Source organism: Bradyrhizobium sp. AT1 (assembly GCF_001590795.1).
Taxonomy (GTDB): Bacteria; Pseudomonadota; Alphaproteobacteria; order Rhizobiales; family Xanthobacteraceae; genus Bradyrhizobium.
In genome coordinates this window covers 2,806,544-2,825,290 of record NZ_JXDL01000001.1, presented here as the reverse complement: position 1 = coordinate 2,825,290, position 18,747 = coordinate 2,806,544, and the positions used below count along the sequence as shown (strand labels likewise).

Genomic DNA, 18,747 nt, shown 5'->3' with positions numbered 1-18,747 from the left:
AGGCCGCTTGTTGCAGAGGTGGTGTCGTCGGAGTTGGTCAGTATTCTTGTCATGGTTTCCTCCCAAAGTTTTGTTGGGAGGACACCATTCGCCGGCAATCGGGCGTAAAGCGGGGCGATCTCCGGCCGAGACAACCAGAGATCGCAGGGCAGGGATGCCGGAAATGCGGCTAGACGGGATCCCAGGTGAAGATGTCGGCGGAGCGGTCGAGCTTGTAGAACGAGCCCTTCAGCGCCGGCATGCCGTGTTCTGCGATCGATTGCGGCGTCCAGCCCTCGCTCCGCTGCACCGAGCGGATCGGACGGTTCTGGCTGAACAGGAAGATCTCGTTCATGCGCACGCCAAAAATCTGCCCGGTGACGTCCTTGGCGGAATCGGAGATCAGATAGCCGCAGAGCGGGGCGATCTTCTCCGGCCCCATCTGCTTGATTTTTTCGACTCGCGCCTTCTCGGCCTCCGTCTCGGTCGGAATGGTGCCGATCATGCGCGTCCAGGCGAACGGCGAGACGCAGTTGGAGCGGACGTTGAAGCGGCCCATGTCGAGCGCGATCGACTTGGAAAGGCCGACGATGCCGAGCTTGGCGGCGGCGTAATTGGCCTGGCCGAAATTGCCGATCAGGCCGGAGGTCGAGGTGAAGTGCACGAAGGAGCCCGACTCCTGCTCGCGAAAGATGCGCGCCGCGGCATGGCTGACATAGAACGAGCCCATCAGATGCACCTTGATGACGGCCTCGAACGCTTCCACGCTCATCTTGTGGAAGATCATGTCGCGCAAAATGCCGGCATTGTTGACGACGCCGTCGAGCCGGCCGAAATGATCGGTCGCGGTCTTCACGATCTTGCTGGCGGGGATTGCTTCCGCCACCGATTCGAAATTGGCGACCGCGGTGCCGCCGCGCTTTTTGATCTCCTCGACGACCTCCTCGGCCGGCGCCGCGTTCGAGCCGGCGCCGTCGGCGGCGCCGCCGGGATCGTTGACGACGACCTTGGCGCCTTCTGCCGCACACAGCAGCGCGATTTCGCGCCCGATGCCACGGCCTGCGCCGGTGACGATGATGACCTTGTCCTGCAGTGATTTGCTCATGTGGGCCTCTCTATGTTGTCTCTGCCGCTGCGGCTAACTCAACTTGTCATGCGCGGGCTTGCCCCGCGCATCCATCTTCGGAAGAGGATGGATTGCCGGGTCAAGCCCGGCAATGACGAGCATATGTCGTCCGCGCCGCCTTACCTCTCGTTCGTGAACACGATCGTGCCACTCGCCGCGAACATGCCGCCGACGCCATGACACACCGAAATCTTGGCGTTCGGCACCTGTGCGGGCGCGATGCCGCGCATCTGTCGCACGCTCTCCTGCAGCGCGTACATGCCGTACATGCCCGAATGCATATAGCTCAATCCGCCGCCATTGGTGTTGAGCGGCAGTTTCCCGCCGGGCCGCGTATTGCCGTCCGCGATGAAGCTGCCGGTCTCCTCATGCGGCATGAAGCCGAGGTCGCCGAGCCCGAACAGCGGCAGATGCGCGAAGGCATCGTAGATCATGAGATGGTCGACATCCCCGTGGGCGATGCCGGCCTCCTTGAAGGCCAGCGGCCCCGCGGTCTTGAACGCGCGCGAGGAATTGAACGTCTCCATCTGGCTGACCATCGGCGTTTCCACGCTCTCGCCGGTGCCCATGATGTAGACCGGCTTGCGCGGAAAGTCCCTGGCGCGGTCGGCCGAGGTCAGGATCAGCGCGCCGCCGCCGTCGGTGACGAGGCAGCACTGCAACAGGCGGAACGGATAGGCGATCATGCGCGAGTTGAGCACGTCCGCGACCGTGATCGGGTCCTTCATCATCGCCCGCGGATTCTTCGCCGCCCATTCCCGCTGCACCACCGCAACCGAAGCCAGTTGCTCATGCGTGATGCCATAGGTCTTCATGAAGCGCAGCACGGGAATCGGAAACATGCTGGGCGGGCCGTAGACGCCGTAGGGCGCCTCGAACTGGCCTTGCAGGCTATCGGCGGGGATCGAGCGCGGCGCCTTGCCGATCATCGACTTGCCGCTCTCGGCATGGGTGATCAGCACGGTCTTGCACAGCCCGGCCTCGATTGCTGCCGCGGCGTGACGAACGTGCAGCATGAAGGAGCAGCCGCCGACCGAGGTGCCGTCCACCCAGGTCGGCTTGATGCCGAGATAATGGCAGACCTGCTGCGGCGTCTCGACCGCGGTGGCGAAGCCGTCGATGTCGGACAGTTTCAGTCCGGCGTCCGCGATGGCATTCAGCGCCGCATCCGCGTGAAGCTGGAGCTGCGACATATTCGGGATAACACCGAGCTCGGTGGTCTCGGCCGCGCCGACGACGGCAACCTGATTCTTGCGCATGGCTTACCCCTTCGCCGGACGGAACACGGGGAGGGTGATCTTGTCGTCGAGCGCCTCGAAGGCGACTTCGAGCTTCATGTCGAGCTCGAGCGCTTCCGGCGTCTGCGGGCAGTCGATGATGTTGCTCATCATCCGCGGCCCCTCGGCAAGCTCGACCACCGCGATCGCGTAAGGCGGTGTGAAGCCGGGCGCGGCGGGGCGGTGGTTGATCACGTAGCTGTAGAGAAAGCCCTTGCCGCTCGCCTTGAACACCGAGACCTTGCGCGAGGCGCAGGACGGGCAGAACGGGCGCGGCGGGAAGTAGACATGCGCGCAGGCGTCGCAGCGCTGCAGGCGCAGTTCGCCGGCTTTGGTGCCGTCCCAGAAATGCTGGGTCTCCGGCGTCGGTTTCGGTCGCGCGCGCTGCGGTTCGGCCATCTCGGCGGCTCCTCCAAGAGACAGGCTTGGCGCCCGCCTGTTTCGATCTTGATGCGACAATCGACCATGGTGCGTCAACGGTCCAGCAATACGCATGCATGCCATCATGCGCACAATGCTTGTGTCGAACTGAGGCAGCGCTATAGATTGCGCGCGACAATATTCCGTGAGACAGACATGCCCGATTTTCCGACACTGGCAAAACTCGCCGAAGACCTCGAAAGCGGCCGCACCACCGCCCGAAAGCTGGTCGAGGCCTGCATTGCCAGGATCGCCGATCCCTCAGGCGAGGGGCAGCGCACCTTCCTCCATGTCGACAAGGACGCCGCACTCGCGGCCGCGGACGCGATGGACGGCTTGCGCAAGGTCAAAGCAGCGCCGTCGCGCTATGCCGGCATTCCGGTCTCGATCAAGGATCTGTTCGACATCAAGGGCCAGGTGACGCGGGCCGGCTCGCGCGCGCTCGACGATTCTCCGCCGGCCGAACAGGACGCCGCGACGGTAACCCGGCTGCGCAAGGCGGGTTTCGTCGTCATTGGCCGGACCAACATGACCGAGTTCGCCTATTCCGGCATCGGCATCAATCCGCATTACGGCACGCCGAAGGGTGCCTGGAACCGGGACGAAGGCCATGTGCCAGGCGGTTCGTCGTCGGGCGCGGCGGTCTCTGTATTGGACGGCATGGCGCATGGCGCTCTCGGCACCGACACCGGCGGCTCCTGCCGGATTCCGGCGGCCTATAACGGCATCGTCGGCTACAAGCCGACGCAGCGGCGCGTGCCGCTCGATGGATCGGTGCCGCTGTCGTTCTCGCTCGACAGCATCGGGCCCTTGGCACGATCGGTCAGCTGCTGTGCCATACTCGATGCCGTGCTCGCCAACGAGCCGATCACGGCGCTGCAGCCGCGGCCCGTGAAGGGCATGCGGCTCGCCGTGCCGACCACCATTGCGCTCGACGATCTCGATGCAGCGGTCGCCCAGACATTCGAGCGCGCTCTGAAGACGCTCGCCGACCACGGCGCCATCATCGAGCGCATCGAGATGGCCGAATTCCACGATATCGGCCCGATGAACGCCAAGGGCGGCTTTGCGGCCTCCGAAAGTTACGCCTGGCATCGCTATCTCCTCACCTCCAAGGGCGACGTCTACGACCCCCGCGTCTTCGTCCGCATCATGCGCGGCGAGGCGCAGAGCGCGGCCGACTACATCGACCTGCTCAACGAGCGGCGCTCGCTGATCGCCCGCGTCAACGCCCGCATCGCGCCCTATGACGCGCTGGCGCTGCCGACCACCGCCAATACGCCGCCGAAGATTGCAGATTTGGCCGACGACAAGGCGTTCACCACGCAGAACCTGCGCGCGCTGCGCAACTGCACATTGATCAACATGATCGACGGCTGCGCCATCTCGCTGCCCGCACATCGCGAGGGCGACGTTCCCGTCGGCCTGATGCTGGCGGGCGCGGGCGGGTCGGACCGCCGTATCTTCGAACTTGCTGCCGGCATGGAGGCCGTTATTCGTGTTTGACCTGACTTTCACCGTCGACGCCCAGGGTACCACCACGCCGCTGACGCTGCCGATCGACCAGATGGTCATCGCCGGCTGGACCGGCCGCGATCCCGTCGCGCGCGACAAGCACATCAAGGAGCTGCAGGAGATGGGCATCGCCCCGCCGGCCTCGACGCCGATCTACTATCGCGGCGCGGCGCGGCGGCTGACCCAGGAGGACAGCATCGAATGCACCGGCGGCGATTCCTCCGGCGAGGTCGAGTTCGTGCTGATCGGCTGGCAGGGCCGCATCTTCGTCGGCTGCGGCTCAGATCATACGGACCGCAAGGTCGAGGCCTACAACGTCACGGTCTCCAAGCAGATGTGCGACAAGCCGATCGCCTCCACGCTGTGGGAGCTCGAGGACGTCATCGACCATTGGGACAAGATGATCCTGCGCTCCTACGCCACCATCAAAGGCGAGCGCGTGCTCTACCAGGAGGGCACGCTCGACGCGATGCTGCCGGTCAAGGACCTGATCGCGCGCGGCTTTGACGGCGGAAAATTCCCCGACGGCTGCGCCATGTTCGGCGGCACCTTCGCCGCCAAAGGCGGCATTCGCCCGGCCGAGCGGTTCGATTTCGAGCTCGAGGACCCCGTGCTGAAGCGGACAATCAGGCACGGCTACGACGTGGTGACGTTGCCGGTGCGGGGCTAGGTCCACAGGCGACGGTCCCGTAGGGTGGGCAAAGCGAAAGCGTGCCCACGTTTTGCGAAAACGTGGGCACGGCGCAAGGGCGCCTTTGCCCACCCTACGAGTTCTCGCTGCCGGTGCGGGGCCGAGCTCTCTCCGCGTCATTGCGAGCGCAGCGAAGCAATCCAGACTGCCTCCGCGGAGGGATTCTGGATTGCTTCGTCGCGTTCGCAATGACGGGGAGATCGTCATCGGGAATCGGGTGGCGGGGTGAACGCTGGGCTGCGAAGGTGATTGTTATGACAATGACCGCACGAAAATCAGTCCATTCCTCCGCGGACCTCGCCTCCGGCGTCGATGCTCTCGACTGGCCCCAAATCACCACCGAGCTCGACTCCCAGGGCTGCGCCGTCCTGAAAAATCTGCTGACGCCGGACCAGTGCCGCGTCCTCGCCGCGCTCTATCCGGACGACACGCATTTCCGCAGCCGCGTCGTCATGGGCCGCCATGGCTTTGGCCGCGGCGAATATAAGTACTTCTCCTATCCGCTGCCCGACCTGATCGCGCAATTGCGCCCGGCGCTGTACGCGTATCTGGAACCCGTTGCCAATCGCTGGAACGAGGCGATGGGGATCGACATCCGCTATCCCACAGCGCATGCCGCGTTCCTGAAGCGCTGCCATGAGGCGGGGCAGGCGCGGCCGACGCCGCTGCTGCTGCAATATGAAGCCGGCGACTACAACTGCCTGCACCAGGACCTCTACGGCGAGCACGTGTTCCCGCTCCAGGTCGCGATCCTGCTCTCCGAACCGGGGCGCGATTTCACCGGCGGCGAGTTCGTGCTGACCGAGCAGCGCCCGCGCATGCAGTCCCGTGCCGAGGTGGTGCCGCTGGCGCAGGGGCGACGCGGTCGCCTTCGCTGTGCATCACCGTCCGGTGCAGGGGACACGCGGCACCTACCGCGTTAATCTCCGCCATGGCGTCAGTCGGATCAGGTCCGGCCAACGCCACACGTTGGGTGTGATCTTTCACGATGCCAAATGAGCGCTGCGATTGACGGATGATCTGTTCGACAGCGTTGCCGAGGCGCAGCCGTCGCGCGAGGTGATCGCCGACGGCGCCGTGCTGCTGCGCGGCTTCGTCGGGCCGATCGAGAGCGAGCTGATCGAGGCGGTGCGTGCCATCGTGGCGCAATCGCCGTTCCGCCGCATGACCACGCCCGGCGGCCATCTGATGTCGGTGGCTATGACCAATTGCGGCGAGCGCGGCTGGATCACCGATCACACCGGCTATCGCTATGATCCCATCGATCCCAGGACCGGTGCGCCTTGGCCGGCGATGCCGCCGGTGCTGCGCGATCTCGCACGAAGCGCGGCGGAGCAGGGCAGCTTCCAGGACTTCGCGCCCGATGCCTGCCTCGTCAACCGCTACGAGCCAGGGACGCGGCTATCGCTGCATCAGGACAAGGACGAGCTGGATTATTCGGCACCGATCGTCTCGGTCTCGCTCGGGCTGCCCGCGACCTTCCTGTTCGGCGGCCTCGCCCGCGCCGACAGGCCGCGGCGTTTCCGGCTCGTCCACGGCGATGTCGTGGTCTGGGGCGGCCCGTCCAGGCTCGCCTATCACGGCGTCGCGCCGCTCGCCGAGGGCGAGCATGCGCTGCTGGGACGGAAGCGGATCAATTTGACCTTCCGCAGAACGCGCTGATCTTCCCTTTTCCCTTGTGGGAAAAGGGAAGAGTTCTCCGGAACGACGATGCTTCGTCTATGGCTTCGGCGGGTGGATGAACGCCCACGGGCTGACTTCGGAGTCGCGCGTCACCTCGATCGAGATCAGATACGGTCCGCCATGGCTGAGCGCCTTCTCCATCGCCGCCTTGAACTGGTCCGGCGCGGTCACGCGCGCCGCCGCCACGCCAAAAGATTCCGCGAGCTTGACGAAATCCGGATTGACGAGATCTGACGCCACCACGCGGCCGTCGAAACGCTCGCGCTGGTCGCGGCGGACATTGCCGTAGGCGTTGTTGTTGAACACCAGCGTCACCACGCCGATGTTGAACTGCACGGCGGTGGCGAGCTCCTGCACGCCGAACATGAAGCCGCCGTCGCCGGTGATCGCCACGACCGGCTTGTCGGGGTTGGCGACCTTGGCGCCAAGCGCGGTCGGGAAGCCCGAGCCGAGCGTGCCCTGATAGCCTGACGTGATGAAGGTGCGCGGCTCGTAGACGGGAAAGCCGTACCAGGAGGCGAAGCCGAACTGCGACAGCTCGTCGGTGACGATCGCATTCGCCGGCAGCACCTCGCGCAGGATGTTGAGATAGGCCATCTGCGGCTGGATGCGCTGGATCTCGGCTTGTGCGGCGGCTGCGGCCTCGCGGATCTCACCGCGCCGGCCATGGCTCCTGGCATAGCCGGCCTTTTTCACGGCGGCGACGAGATCGGCGGTGCCATCCCTGGCGTCGGCGACGATCGCGGCATCGGCGGCGAGCCGGCGTATCTCGGTCGGATCGATGTCGATCCGGATGGATTTCAGGCCGCTCGGCTGATAGGGCCAGCGGAAACCGGATGCCGGCAGCTCGGCACGCGTGCCGATCGCGATCATCAGGTCGGTCTTCGGCCAGAGCTTGTAGGCGGCGGCCATGGTGAGGCCGAGCTCATGCGCGTTGGAGACGATGCCGCGGCCGCTGCGGAAAGCGACGACCGGCGCATCGATCATCTCGGCGAGCTCGAGAATTTCGTCGCCCGCCTCCATCGCACCGCTGCCGACGAAGATCATCGGCGCCTTGCTCGCCTTGATCAGCGCCGCCGCCTGCTTGACCAGATCGGGATCCGGTTGCGGGGCGGGAAGTGGCTCCAGCACCCGGGCGGCCGAAGTTGCGGCGCGCTGGGTGAAGACGTCCCAGGGCATCTCGACCGAGGCGGGGCCGCGCCGTCCTGACATCATCTCCTGGAACGCGCGCGCCACGATTGTCGGCGCGTTGCCGGGATATTCGATTCGATCGGCCCATTTCACATAGGTGCGCAAGGTCGCGAGCTGGTCCGGCATCTCGTGCAGATGGCCGCGGCCCTTGCCGAGAAACTGCGTCGGCACCTGGCCGGTGACGCACAGCACCGGCTCGTTGCAGCCGAACGCGGTGAGCAGCGCCGCGCTGGCGTTGAGCACACCGGGGCCGGGCACCACGCTGAACACGCCGGGCTTGCCGCTGGAGCGCGCATAGCCGAAGGCCATGTAGCCGCAGGCCTGCTCGTGCCGCGCGCCGATCACTTTGAGCTGGGCCTGGTGGAAGGCGTCGAACAGGCCGTAGACCTGCGCGCCGGGCAGGCCGAACACGGTATCGACGCCGTGGGCGACAAGGCCGCTTACGATTGCTTCGCCGCCGGTGAGGGTGGTCATTGCATCATTCCACTTCAATTGTTGGTCAGACTTCGTCGACGACTCCGTTGCGCAGGCGTCCAATGCCTTCGGCCTCGATCTCGACGACGTCGCCGGGCTTCAGGTAACGCGGCGGATCGAACCTGGCACCGGCACCGGTCGGCGTGCCCGTGACGATGATATCGCCGGGCACGAGGGTTGCGAAGGTCGAGATATAGTTCAGGAGATAGCGGAACGGAAACATCAGCCGGCTGGTGCGATCGTCCTGCCTCAGCTCGCCGTTGACATGCGTGGTGAGGCGAATGTCCGCAATCTGCGATTCCTTGGTGTAAGGCACGAGCCACGGTCCGAGGCTGCCGCTGGAATCGAAATTCTTGCCCTGCGTCACGTTGAACTTGGCGTGGCGGAGCCAATCGCGCACCGAGCCTTCGTTGCACAGCGTCAGCGCAGCGATGTGATCGAGCGCGCTGCTTTCGGGAATGTGCCGGCCGGCCTTGCCGATCACCAGCACGATCTCGCCTTCATAGTCGAGCTGGCTCGAGGCACGCGGGCGCACCAGCGGCGTGTCGTGGCCGACGAAGGAGCGCGGCGAGCGCATGAACATGCTCGGATATTTCGGTGCGTCCTGGCCGTCCTTGTACTCGGCATTACGATCAGGATAGTTGACGCCGATGCAGATGATCTTTTCCGGCGCAGGCACCGGCGGCAGCCATGTGATGTCGCCGAGCGCGTGGTCCGGCGTGCGGCCGGCGGCCTCCTCGGCAAGGCTGATGAGCTTGCCGGCCGCGATCACTTCCCGCAGCGTCGGATAATCCTTTGCGTAGCGCGCGGAGAGATCGACGATGCCGCCCTCCAGGACGGCGCCGTAGCTGACATCACCTTTGACGGAATAAGTGGCGAGGCGGGGGAGCTTCATCGGCAATCTTTCCGTCGTGCCTGCGAACGCAGGGACCCATACCGCGTGATCCATCGATTGTACGCGAGGCTAATCCCGAACGACCAGCCTTCACCAAACCACGTCCTGTGGTTATGGGTCCCTGCGTTCGCAGGGACGACGGGGAGAGAGGTTGTCACCAGCATCAATCCGCCACCAGCACGTCGGCCACGAACTTCGGCTCGCGCACGGCCTGTCCTGAGAATGGCGAGCCCTGCTCGAACCAGGAGCGCGGCGCGGGGGCGCCCCACAGCGTCTGGCGGCGCGGATCGCGCAGCGACCAGCGCAGCGGCTCGTGGTCGTGATCGCCCGTGAAATAATCGCTGGTATAGAGCTCGAGGCGGTGTCCGTCGGGATCGCGGACATAGAGGAAGAACGCGTTCGAGATGCCGTGGCGTCCCGGGCCGCGCTCGATGTTCTTCACGAAGCCCTGCGAGGCCATGACATCGCAGAGATGGATGATGTTCATCGCCGTCGGCGTCCAATAGGCGAAATGATGCAGCCGCGGACCCTTGCCGTTGGTGATGGCGAAATCGTGGACGTTGCCCTTGCGATGCATCCAGGCCGCGGCGATGCGGCCGTTCGGCCCGTCCTCCTCGGCATATTCAGTGAGGCGGAAGCCGAGCCGTGCGTAGAATTCGACGGTGTCCTGCACCTCGGCGGCGAAGACGTTGAAATGATCGAGCCGCTGCGGATGGCAGCCCCGATAGAGATCGTAGCGGCGCAAGAGATGCGGCCGGCGCTCCATCGACGCATAGAGCTCGATCTGGAAGCCGAAGGGATCGGTGAACTGCAGCGTGCGGCCCTGGAACGGCTGGTCGACGAAGGCGTAGGAAAGGCCGTTCTCGGACAGGAATGCGGCGGCCTTGTCGAGATCGCCGTCGTTGCCGACCTTGAAGCCGAGGCGGGCGCACGCCGGCACCGCCGCCTTGCGCAGCACCAGCGAGTGGTGCTGATGCTCCTCGGCGGCTCGCAGGTAGACGACCTTGTCGTCCGCGTCCTCGACATGCATGCCGACGGTGGACTCGTAGAACGCGCGGCTCAGCTTCAGATCGGTCACGTCGAGCACGACATGACTGGAGCGGATGATGTTGAACGGCGGCTCGAAGACGTGTTGCGGTACGGGCATGTGCGTTTCCCCTCGTCTTGTCATTCCGGGGCGGCTCGCAGAGCCGAACCCGGAATCCATCGTGCAGCAGCGTTGGTGGATGAATGGATTCCGGGCTCGTGCTTCGCACGCCCCGGAATGACCGTTTCCCTAAATTCCCAGTTTCTGAATCTTGTGCGTGCCCCGCGCCAGCGAGACGTGCTTGGTTTCCATGTAGAAGTCGAACGAATAGTCGCCGCCGTCGCGGCCGATGCCGCTTGCCTTCATGCCGCCGAAAGGCGTCGGCAGGTGGCGGACGTTCTCCGAGTTCAGCCAGATCATGCCGGCCTCCAGCGCATCTGCAACGCGCAAGGCACGGCCGACGTCGTTGGTCCAGACATAGCCGGTCAGGCCATAGCGGATGTCGTTGGCGATCTCGATGGCGTCGGCTTCGTCCTTGAACGGCAGCACGGTGAGGAAGGGGCCGAACACCTCCTCCTGCGCCACGCGCATCTTGCCGTGCGCGCCGGTCACCAGCGTCGGCTCGACATAATGGCCGCCGCCCGGGCCGTCATAGGCCTTGCCGCCGACGGCGATGGTCGCGCCGTCCTGCCGCGCGACGTCGAAATAGGAGCAGACTTTTGCCAAATGCCTTTCGTGGATCAGCGGTCCGATCTCGGTCGCGGGATCGAGGGGATGGCCGACCTTCAGCGCCTTCACGCGTGCGGTCAGCTTCTCCGTGAATTGCTCGGCGATGCTGGCCTGAACCAAGAGGCGGCTCGACGAGGTGCAGCGCTCGCCGTTGAGCGAGTAGATCATGAACACGACGGCATCGAGCGCGCGGTCGAGATCGGCGTCGTCGAACACGATCACGGGGTTCTTGCCGCCGAGCTCGAAATGCACGCGCTTCAAGGTCGGTGCGCCCTGAACCATGATGGCCGAGCCTGTCGCGCTCTCACCGACGAAGCCGATCGCCTTGATGGCGGGATGCTCGGTTAAGGCCTTGCCGGCCTCCTCGCCAAAACCGTGCACGGTGTTGAGCACGCCGTCGGGCACGCCGGCTTCCTTGACGAGCCTCGACAGGATGGACGCCGTCACCGGCGACCATTCGGCCGGCTTGTGCACGACGGTGCAGCCCGCGGCGAGCGCCGGGGCGATCTTCCAGGTCGAGAGCATGAACGGCGTGTTCCACGGCGTGATCACGCCGACCGGGCCGATCGGCACGCGGGTCGAGATGTTCCAGTGCTCGTCGCTCGGCGTATTGAGGCCGTCGCGCGCCTCGGCGCATTTGTCGGCAAAGAAGCGGAAATTCTCGGCGGCGCGGATCGCGGCCTTGGCCATGAAGCGATAGGCCTGGCCCGTGTCGATGCATTCGAGCACCGCGATGTCGTCGGCATTGTCCTCGATGGCATCGGCGACACGATGCAGCAGCTTCTTGCGCATCGCCGGCCCCATGTCGCGCCAGGACTTGAAGGCCAGCGCGGCCGACGTCGCGGCGCTGTCGATGTCCTCGGCGGTGCCGCGCGCGACGCTCGCGAGCGTCGTGCCGTCGACCGGTGATTTCGTCTCGAACGTCTCGCCCGAGATCGAGGCGACGGTCTTGCCGTCGATGAAATGGCCGATGCCGTCGGCGCGCAGCTTCTTCAGGAGCGGCGCGACGCGGTCGCGATTGGCCTGGAACACATCGGCTTTGGGCGTGGGCTTATCCATGGGTGGCTTCCGCTTTGAGGGCGTCGTGGATGTTGTTGCGCTTCCAGCTGGTGTCCTTGTCGTTGATCTGCATGTCGAACGACAAGGCGAACTTGCTGGCGGCGAAGACGGGATCGAGATGCTTCGAGAGTGCCTGGAAGACGTACTCGCCGGCTTTTTGGCGGGTGGGCAGATCGCGGCCTTCGCCGATGCGTAGCACCATGTCGAGGAAGCCGTAGTCGTTGCGTGCGTCCGCGATCGCATAGTCCTCGCAGCGGATGGCGCGCACGCGGATGCCGCCGAGCGGGAAGATGCCGGTCTCGACCGCCGCCTTGCGCACGACCTCGCACACCAGCTTCATGTCGAGACGGCTGTCGAGATTGGCCGAATATTCGATCGTGAAATGCGGCATCGCGGTTTCACTCCCTGTGTCGTCTTGTTGCTTTACGCGAAGTAGCAGCTCACCGAGCCGTAGGCGCCATAGTCGGCCTGAATTGTGTCGCCCTTGCGGGTCTCGATCGGACGGATGAAAGAGCCCGCGAGCACGACCTGTCCCGGTTCGAGCGCAAGGCCGAGCGGTGCGATCTTGTTGGCGAGCCAGGCAACGGCAGTGGCGGGATGATTGAGCACGCCGGCGGCGAGGCCGGTCTCTTCGAGCTGACCGTTCTTGAAGCACAGCGCGCCGATCCAGCGCAGATCTGCATCGAGCGGACGGATCGGCCGGCCGCCGAGCACGATGCCGGCATTGGCGGCGTTGTCGGCGATGGTGTCGAAAATCTTGCGGGTCGCCTTGGTCGTGGCATCGACGCGCTCGATCCGCGTATCCAAAATCTCCAGCGCCGGCACCACGAAGTCGGTGGCGTTGAGGACGTCGAACAGCGTGCAGTCGGGCCCTGAAAGGCGCTTGCTCATGACGAAGGCAAGCTCGGCCTCGACACGCGTCGCGATGAAACGCTCGGTCGGCACCAGCCCGCCATCGGCGAAGAACATGTCGTCGAGCAGCACGCCGGAATCCGGCTCATTGATATCGAGCGCGCTCTGCATCGCCTTCGAGGTCAGGCCGATCTTGTGGCCCCTAACGATGCGTCCCTCGGCGATCTTGACGTCGACCCAGGCCTTCTGAATCGCGTAGGCATCGGCAATGGTGATGCCGGGGAAATCCTGCGAGAGCTGCCGGATCTGCGTGCGGGTCTTCTCCGCCTGGTGCAGACGCCGCGCGCAAGCTTGGATATCGTCGTTGGAAAGCGCCATTTGTGATCTTACAAACTGGGGTGCCGGGAGATATTTAACATGTTAAGTGAATGCGTCAAACACAATTTCGGCTTGCTGCACTGCAAACGTTTTGCGGCTTGAAAGGGCGTCATGACGAAGAAACCCGCTGATGCCGCCAACGCAACCGCGCCGGCCGCAGGATCTGCCGCAAGGCAGGTACCGATGCGCGATTTCTCGCGCTCGCTGCCGATGTCGCTGCTGCGGGCCCGCGAAGCGGTGATGCGGCAGTTTCGTCCCTCGCTGCGCGAGCACGGCTTGACCGAGCAGCAATGGCGCATCCTGCGCGCGCTGGCAGCGATCGAGGCGATCGAGGTCACGGAACTGGCGCGCACCGCGTTCCTGCTTGGACCGAGCCTGTCGCGCATCCTGCGCGATCTCGAGGCGCGCAACCTGATCGAGCGCAGGACAGCGAAAGCGGACCAGCGCCGCAGCATGGTCTCGATCTCGAAAGAGGGGGTGAAGCTGATGGCCTCGGTGGCGCCGAATTCCGAGGCGATCTATGCCGAGATCACGCGGCGCTTTGGCGCACGCAAGCTCGCCGAATTGCAGGAGATGCTGGGTGAGCTCGAACAGAGCCTCGCCGGGCTCGGAAACGTGGATGACACCCTCGCGGAGGGATGAACCCAGATATGCGTGCGCGCGCGGCGAGAGCCATGGACATTCACGCTTTTTTTCGCTCAAAGTGCGGCCCAACCCGATCCGCGGCGAGTGAGAGCAACAGGGAAGGAAAGGCAACGTGGCGAACAAAGTCAAAGAGATCTGGAAGTCGGGCAAGGCCGTGGTCAATGCGTGGCTCGCGATACCCTCCGGCTTCTCGGCCGAGATGATCGCGCAATGCGGCTTCGACAGCGTCACCGTCGACATGCAGCACGGCGTGCAGGACTATCTGTCGATGGTCCAATGCTTCCAGGCCATGGACAAGCATCCGGTCACCCCGATGGTCCGCGTGCCCTGGAACGAGCCCGGCATCATCGGCAAGGTGCTCGACGGCGGCGCCTATGGCGTGATCTGCCCGATGGTCAACACGCCGCAGGAAGCCAGGAACCTGGTCTCCTATTCGAAGTATCCGCCGCAGGGCGTCCGCTCCAACGGCCCGATCCGCGCCGGCATGTACGGCACCGCCGGCTCCTATCAGAAGACCGCGAATGCCGACACCATCCTGCTGCCGATGATGGAGACCAAGACCGCGGTCGAGAACATGGAAGCGATCCTCGATGTCGAGGGCATCGACGGCGTCTATATCGGCCCGTCCGATCTCGGCTTCTCCTACGGCCTCGAACCCAAGCTCGACCGCAGCGAGCCCGAGATCCTCGCGATCTACGAGAAGATCATCAAGGAGTGCGGCAAGCGCGGCCTCAACCCGGGCATCCATTGCAGCGGCGCCGAGGGCGCGGCGCGCGCCATCAACATGGGCTTCAAGCTGGTGACGCTGTCGAACGAGGTCGGCCTCATGACGACCTACGCCAAGATGCAGGTCAACGCGACCCGCAAGGATTCCGGCGGCAAGGCTTGAGCCCTCTCTTTTCCCTCTCCCCGTTCTAACGGGGAGAGGGTTAGGGTGAGGGGCCTCTCTCAACACGCACTACATTAACGATCGAACGCGCGGCTTGCCCCTCACCCGGATCGCTGCGCGATCCGACCTCTCCCCGTAAGAACGGGGAGAGGTGAAGCAAGACCCAAGGAGACCTCCCATGACCATCAGCCCCGTCATCCGCCTGCATCCCGATGATGGCGTGCTGATCGCGCGCGCCAGCCTGCCGCCGGGGACATTGGTGGCCGAGGGCGTGACCACGGTCGAGCGCATTCCCTCCGGCCACAAGGTCGCGATCAAGCCGATCGCGGTGGGCGAGCCCGTGATCCGCTATGGCCAGATCATCGGCTTTGCGACGATCCCGATCGCGCCGGGCCAGCACGTGCACGTGCAGAACATCGGCATGGGCGATTTTTCCAAGGACTACGCCTATTGCGCCGACGTCAAGCCGACGCCGAATTTCGACCTGCCGGCGACCTTCGAAGGCATTCGCCGCCCGGACGGCCGCGTCGCCACGCGCAACTATATCGGCATCCTCACCTCGGTAAATTGCAGCGCCCATGTCGCAAGCCTCGTCGCCGACGTCTTCAAGAAGAATCCTTTCACCGGCGATAATCCACTCGCCGATTTCCCCAATGTCGACGGCGTGGTCGCGCTGACCCACAAGACCGGCTGCGGCATGACGCAGAACGAGCCGCTGGCGCTGCTTCGCCGCACGCTCGGCGGCTATGCGCGGCACGTCAATTTCTCGCACGTCATCGTGCTCGGCCTCGGCTGCGAGGTGAACCAGATCGGCGGGCTGATGGAGGAGCAGAAGCTCGCCGGCCGCCTGCGCGCGATGGACATCCAGGAGGTCGGCGGCACCCGCAAGACCGTCGAAGCCGGCATCGCCTTCGTGCGCGAGGCGCTGGCAGATTCCAACAAGGTCAGGCGCGAAACCGTGCCGGCGAGCGAGCTCACGGTCGCCCTGCAATGCGGCGGCTCCGACGGCTATTCCGGCGTGTCCGCCAACCCCGCGCTTGGTGCCGCCAGCGATCTCATCGTGCGCCACGGCGGCACCGTCATTCTCTCCGAGACCCCGGAAACCTACGGCGCCGAGCATCTGCTCACACGCCGCGCCGTCAGCCGCGAGGTCGGCGAGAAGCTGGTCGACCTGATGCGCTGGTGGGACGAATACACCGCGCGTGAAGGCGCCGAGATGAACGCCAATCCGAGCCCTGGCAACAAGGCAGGCGGCCTCACCACCATTCTGGAGAAGTCGCTCGGCGCGATGGCGAAGGCCGGCACCACCAATCTCGTCGAGGTGCTGCGTTACGCCGAGCCCGTCACCAAGAAGGGGTTCGTGTTCATGGACACGCCCGGCTACGACCCAGTCGCCGCGACCGGCCAGGTGGCGGGCGGTGCCAATCTCGTCTGCTTCACCACGGGCCGCGGCAGCGTGTTCGGCTGCAAGCCCGCGCCCTCGATCAAGCTCGCCACCAACACGGCCATGTACAAGCGCATGGAAGAGGACATGGACGTCAATTGCGGCACCATCCTCGAAGGCGAGGAGAGCGTCGAAGAGTGCGGTCAGCGCATCTTCGATCTGATCCTGAAGACCGCTTCGGGCCAGCCGACCAAGAGCGAGAGTTTCGATTTCGGCGGCGCCGAATTCGCGCCCTGGGTGCTCGGCGCGACGATGTAGTGGCGCGGGGGACGGTGCAATCGCAACGCAGTCGCAATTGAATCAAGTGATAGACGATGCGTGTGGTTGCGCCGGCTGCAACGGTCTCTCGCTAAGTAATGATACGGAGGCACGTATCTCGCCCCGAGGTTCCCAAACTTACACCTGATTAACTACTGTTGCCGTAGACAAGGGGGTGATGCGGCTCCACGGCGTGGTGGCGCCGGCCTTTGTTTAGGGATCAGACGATGCAAGCGATACGTCCCACTGGGGTGGAAAATCTCCTCGGTGAGGAGGAGCTGATCGTATCGAAGACCGATCTCAAAGGCCGCATCACTTACGCCAACGACGTCTTTCTCCGCATGGCGAAATATCCCTGGAAGCAGCTGATGGGCGCGCCCCACAGCCTGATCCGCCATCCCGACATGCCACGCTGCGTCTTCAAGCTGCTGTGGGACACGCTCCAGGCCAAGCAGGAGATCTTCGCCTACGTCGTCAACCTCGCCGGCGACGGCAGCCATTATTGGGTGTTCGCCCATGTCACCCCGACGCTGGACGATCGCGGCAACATCATCGGCTATCATTCCAATCGACGCAGGCCCGATCCGGCGCCGGTCGAGAAAATCAAGCCGATCTACAAGGCGCTCTGCGCGGAAGAGGCGCGGCACGCCAATGCCAAGGAGGGCATGCGTGCGAGCTTCGACGTGATGGTCGCACTGCTCAAGCAAAACGGTGTCGGTTACGATGAATTTGTGCTCTCTCTCTAAGGCGCAGGGAGCGACCGCGCTCGCGTGTGTTGTTGCCACCGTTGCTTTCGTTCTCTCAGCTTTCGGTGTGACCGGCATCGCCGGCACGGCTTTGCTCGGTGCGACGATCGTGCTGCTCGGCTACGGCCTCTGGAGCCAGCATCGCACGGCGGTGGCCGTCGATGAGGTTGCCGATGTCTGCCGCAAGGCGGCGCGCGGCGATCTCGAAGCGCGGATCCTGAGCGAGCGGCAGGCCGGGCGGATCGGCGCCATCCAGAAGTCGGTCAACGACATGCTCGACATCACCGATGCATTCGTTCGCGAAGCTTCGGCGTCGATGGACTATGCCAGCCGCGGCAAGTATTTCCGCAAGATCCTCGCGCGCGGATTGCCGGGCTCGTTCCGCCGCTCGGCAACCGTCATCAATGCCGGCACCGACAGCCTCGGCCGCCGCGTGGTCGAGATCGCGGGCCTCGCACAGCAATTCGGCACGCATCTCGACGAAGTCGCGGGCAGTCTCATGAACGCCGCCACGGATCTCGAATCCGACGCCGGCCAGATGGCGGCGGCGGCGGAGATGACCAACCGCCAGACCTCCGGCATGCGCAGCGCGTCCGATCAGGCCTCGAGCAACGTCGCGACGGTGGCGAGCGCGGCGGAGCAGCTCGCATCCTCGATCGCGGAGATCAGCCGCCAGGTGGCGGGCTCGACCACGAGTACCGGGCGCGCCGTCAACGAGGCCAATCGTGCCGGCAGCGAGATTCGCAGCCTTGCCGAGGCGGCGTTGCGGATCGGCGACGTCGTCAAGCTGATCAGCGAGATCGCTTCGCAGACCAACCTCTTGGCGCTCAACGCCACGATCGAGGCGGCGCGGGCCGGCGATGCCGGCCGCGGCTTCGCGGTGGTGGCCTCCGAGGTCAAGAGCCTCGCCAACCAGACCGCGAAGGCGACCGAGGAGATCAGCGCCAAGGTCGGCGAGATGCAGCAATCGACGACCAATTCGGTCGCGGCGGTCGAGGCCATCGCACAGACCATCGCCGAGATCGACGGCATCACCGCGAGCATTGCAGCCTCGATCGAGCAGCAGGGCTCCGCGACACGCGAGATCGCCCGCAACGTTCACGAAGCCTCCGCCGGCACCTCGCAGGTCTCCTCCAACGTGTCAGGCATCAGCGAAGCCGCCGCCGACACCGGCCGCGTCGCGAGCCGCGTCAACAGCGCCTCCGAACGCGTCCACGGCGAAGTCGAGACACTCCGCCGCGAGGTGACGCAGTTCCTGCAGCGGCTGACCTCGGCGGCGTAGGCCCTTTCGTCGATCGCACGCTGCCTTTCCTTCTCCCCTTGTGGGAGAAGGTGGCGCGAAGCGCCGGATGAGGGGTATCTCTCCGCGCGTCCAATTCCAGTTGAGTTCGCCGAGAGAACCCTCACCCGTCTCGCCGCTGTGCGGCGAGCCACAAGGGGAGAGGGGAGACAGCGCTGCACGCGCAAAA

At 64.9% G+C, this 18,747-nt stretch carries 17 protein-coding genes and 1 pseudogene; 9 read left to right on the top strand and 9 right to left on the bottom strand.

Going from position 1 to position 18,747, the window contains the following annotated elements; translation table 11 throughout:
• Positions 1-169 precede the first annotated feature (169 nt).
• The 3 genes from SE92_RS13365 to SE92_RS13355 all read right to left on the bottom strand — a co-directional run bounded on the left by SE92_RS13365 (position 170) and on the right by SE92_RS13355 (position 2,781).
• A complete protein-coding gene (locus tag SE92_RS13365; RefSeq protein ID WP_063196124.1) occupies positions 170-1,084 on the bottom strand; it encodes an SDR family oxidoreductase in 915 nt (304 codons plus the stop codon).
• A 140-nt stretch (positions 1,085-1,224) separates the two neighbouring features.
• A complete protein-coding gene (locus SE92_RS13360) occupies positions 1,225-2,364 on the bottom strand; it encodes a thiolase C-terminal domain-containing protein (RefSeq protein WP_063196123.1) in 1,140 nt (379 codons plus the stop codon).
• A 3-nt stretch (positions 2,365-2,367) separates the two neighbouring features.
• Positions 2,368-2,781, bottom strand: a complete 414-nt coding sequence (locus SE92_RS13355) for a Zn-ribbon domain-containing OB-fold protein (protein ID WP_027533987.1) — start codon at positions 2,779-2,781, stop codon at positions 2,368-2,370.
• A 177-nt stretch (positions 2,782-2,958) separates the two neighbouring features.
• Here SE92_RS13355 and SE92_RS13350 point away from each other — a divergent pair, with 177 nt between their 5' ends.
• From SE92_RS13350 to alkB, 4 genes and pseudogenes are all read left to right on the top strand, one after another.
• Complete coding sequence (locus SE92_RS13350) at positions 2,959-4,308, top strand: amidase (RefSeq protein WP_063196122.1); 1,350 nt, start codon at positions 2,959-2,961, stop codon at positions 4,306-4,308.
• Positions 4,301-4,987 (top strand): DUF2848 domain-containing protein, encoded by a 687-nt coding sequence (locus SE92_RS13345; RefSeq protein ID WP_063196121.1) that lies wholly within the window; start codon positions 4,301-4,303, stop codon positions 4,985-4,987. Before SE92_RS13350 ends, SE92_RS13345 begins: the two co-directional genes overlap by 8 nt.
• Before the next feature lie 275 nt (positions 4,988-5,262).
• A pseudogene (locus SE92_RS13340) lies at positions 5,263-6,007 on the top strand (2OG-Fe(II) oxygenase).
• 9 nt (positions 6,008-6,016) lie between these two features.
• Positions 6,017-6,670 (top strand): DNA oxidative demethylase AlkB, encoded by a 654-nt coding sequence (gene alkB, locus SE92_RS13335; RefSeq protein ID WP_063196120.1) that lies wholly within the window; start codon positions 6,017-6,019, stop codon positions 6,668-6,670.
• 57 nt (positions 6,671-6,727) lie between these two features.
• Here the strand turns inward: alkB and SE92_RS13330 are convergent, their stop codons facing one another.
• The 6 genes from SE92_RS13330 to hpaH all read right to left on the bottom strand — a co-directional run bounded on the left by SE92_RS13330 (position 6,728) and on the right by hpaH (position 13,296).
• Positions 6,728-8,356, bottom strand: coding sequence for a thiamine pyrophosphate-dependent enzyme (locus SE92_RS13330; protein ID WP_063196119.1), 1,629 nt, complete (start codon positions 8,354-8,356; stop codon positions 6,728-6,730).
• A 25-nt stretch (positions 8,357-8,381) separates the two neighbouring features.
• On the bottom strand, positions 8,382-9,251 hold the full coding sequence (locus tag SE92_RS13325; RefSeq protein WP_063196118.1) for a fumarylacetoacetate hydrolase family protein: 870 nt from the start codon (positions 9,249-9,251) through the stop codon (positions 8,382-8,384).
• A gap of 163 nt (positions 9,252-9,414) precedes the next feature.
• The gene (gene hpaD, locus SE92_RS13320) at positions 9,415-10,398 is read right to left on the bottom strand and encodes a 3,4-dihydroxyphenylacetate 2,3-dioxygenase (protein ID WP_063196117.1); all 984 of its coding nucleotides are present in this window, start codon (positions 10,396-10,398) and stop codon (positions 9,415-9,417) included.
• Positions 10,399-10,527: 129 nt separating this feature from the next.
• A complete protein-coding gene (gene hpaE, locus SE92_RS13315) occupies positions 10,528-12,066 on the bottom strand; it encodes a 5-carboxymethyl-2-hydroxymuconate semialdehyde dehydrogenase (protein WP_063196116.1) in 1,539 nt (512 codons plus the stop codon).
• Positions 12,059-12,457 carry a 5-carboxymethyl-2-hydroxymuconate Delta-isomerase gene (locus SE92_RS13310; RefSeq protein ID WP_063196115.1) on the bottom strand — a complete coding sequence of 133 codons (399 nt, stop codon included), beginning with the start codon at positions 12,455-12,457 and terminating at the stop codon, positions 12,059-12,061. Before SE92_RS13310 ends, hpaE begins: the two co-directional genes overlap by 8 nt.
• Before the next feature lie 32 nt (positions 12,458-12,489).
• Positions 12,490-13,296, bottom strand: coding sequence for a 2-oxo-hept-4-ene-1,7-dioate hydratase (hpaH, locus tag SE92_RS13305; RefSeq protein ID WP_063196114.1), 807 nt, complete (start codon positions 13,294-13,296; stop codon positions 12,490-12,492).
• A 111-nt stretch (positions 13,297-13,407) separates the two neighbouring features.
• Here hpaH and hpaR point away from each other — a divergent pair, with 111 nt between their 5' ends.
• The 5 genes from hpaR to SE92_RS13280 all read left to right on the top strand — a co-directional run bounded on the left by hpaR (position 13,408) and on the right by SE92_RS13280 (position 18,560).
• Positions 13,408-13,938, top strand: a complete 531-nt coding sequence (hpaR, locus tag SE92_RS13300) for a homoprotocatechuate degradation operon regulator HpaR (RefSeq protein ID WP_063196113.1) — start codon at positions 13,408-13,410, stop codon at positions 13,936-13,938.
• 115 nt (positions 13,939-14,053) lie between these two features.
• The gene (locus SE92_RS13295) at positions 14,054-14,830 is read left to right on the top strand and encodes an HpcH/HpaI aldolase family protein (RefSeq protein ID WP_008549964.1); all 777 of its coding nucleotides are present in this window, start codon (positions 14,054-14,056) and stop codon (positions 14,828-14,830) included.
• 178 nt (positions 14,831-15,008) lie between these two features.
• Positions 15,009-16,532 (top strand): UxaA family hydrolase, encoded by a 1,524-nt coding sequence (locus tag SE92_RS13290; protein WP_063196112.1) that lies wholly within the window; start codon positions 15,009-15,011, stop codon positions 16,530-16,532.
• 227 nt (positions 16,533-16,759) lie between these two features.
• A complete protein-coding gene (locus SE92_RS13285; protein ID WP_063196111.1) occupies positions 16,760-17,278 on the top strand; it encodes a PAS domain-containing protein in 519 nt (172 codons plus the stop codon).
• Positions 17,256-18,560, top strand: a complete 1,305-nt coding sequence (locus tag SE92_RS13280) for a methyl-accepting chemotaxis protein (RefSeq protein ID WP_063196110.1) — start codon at positions 17,256-17,258, stop codon at positions 18,558-18,560. Before SE92_RS13285 ends, SE92_RS13280 begins: the two co-directional genes overlap by 23 nt.
• Positions 18,561-18,747 lie beyond the last annotated feature (187 nt).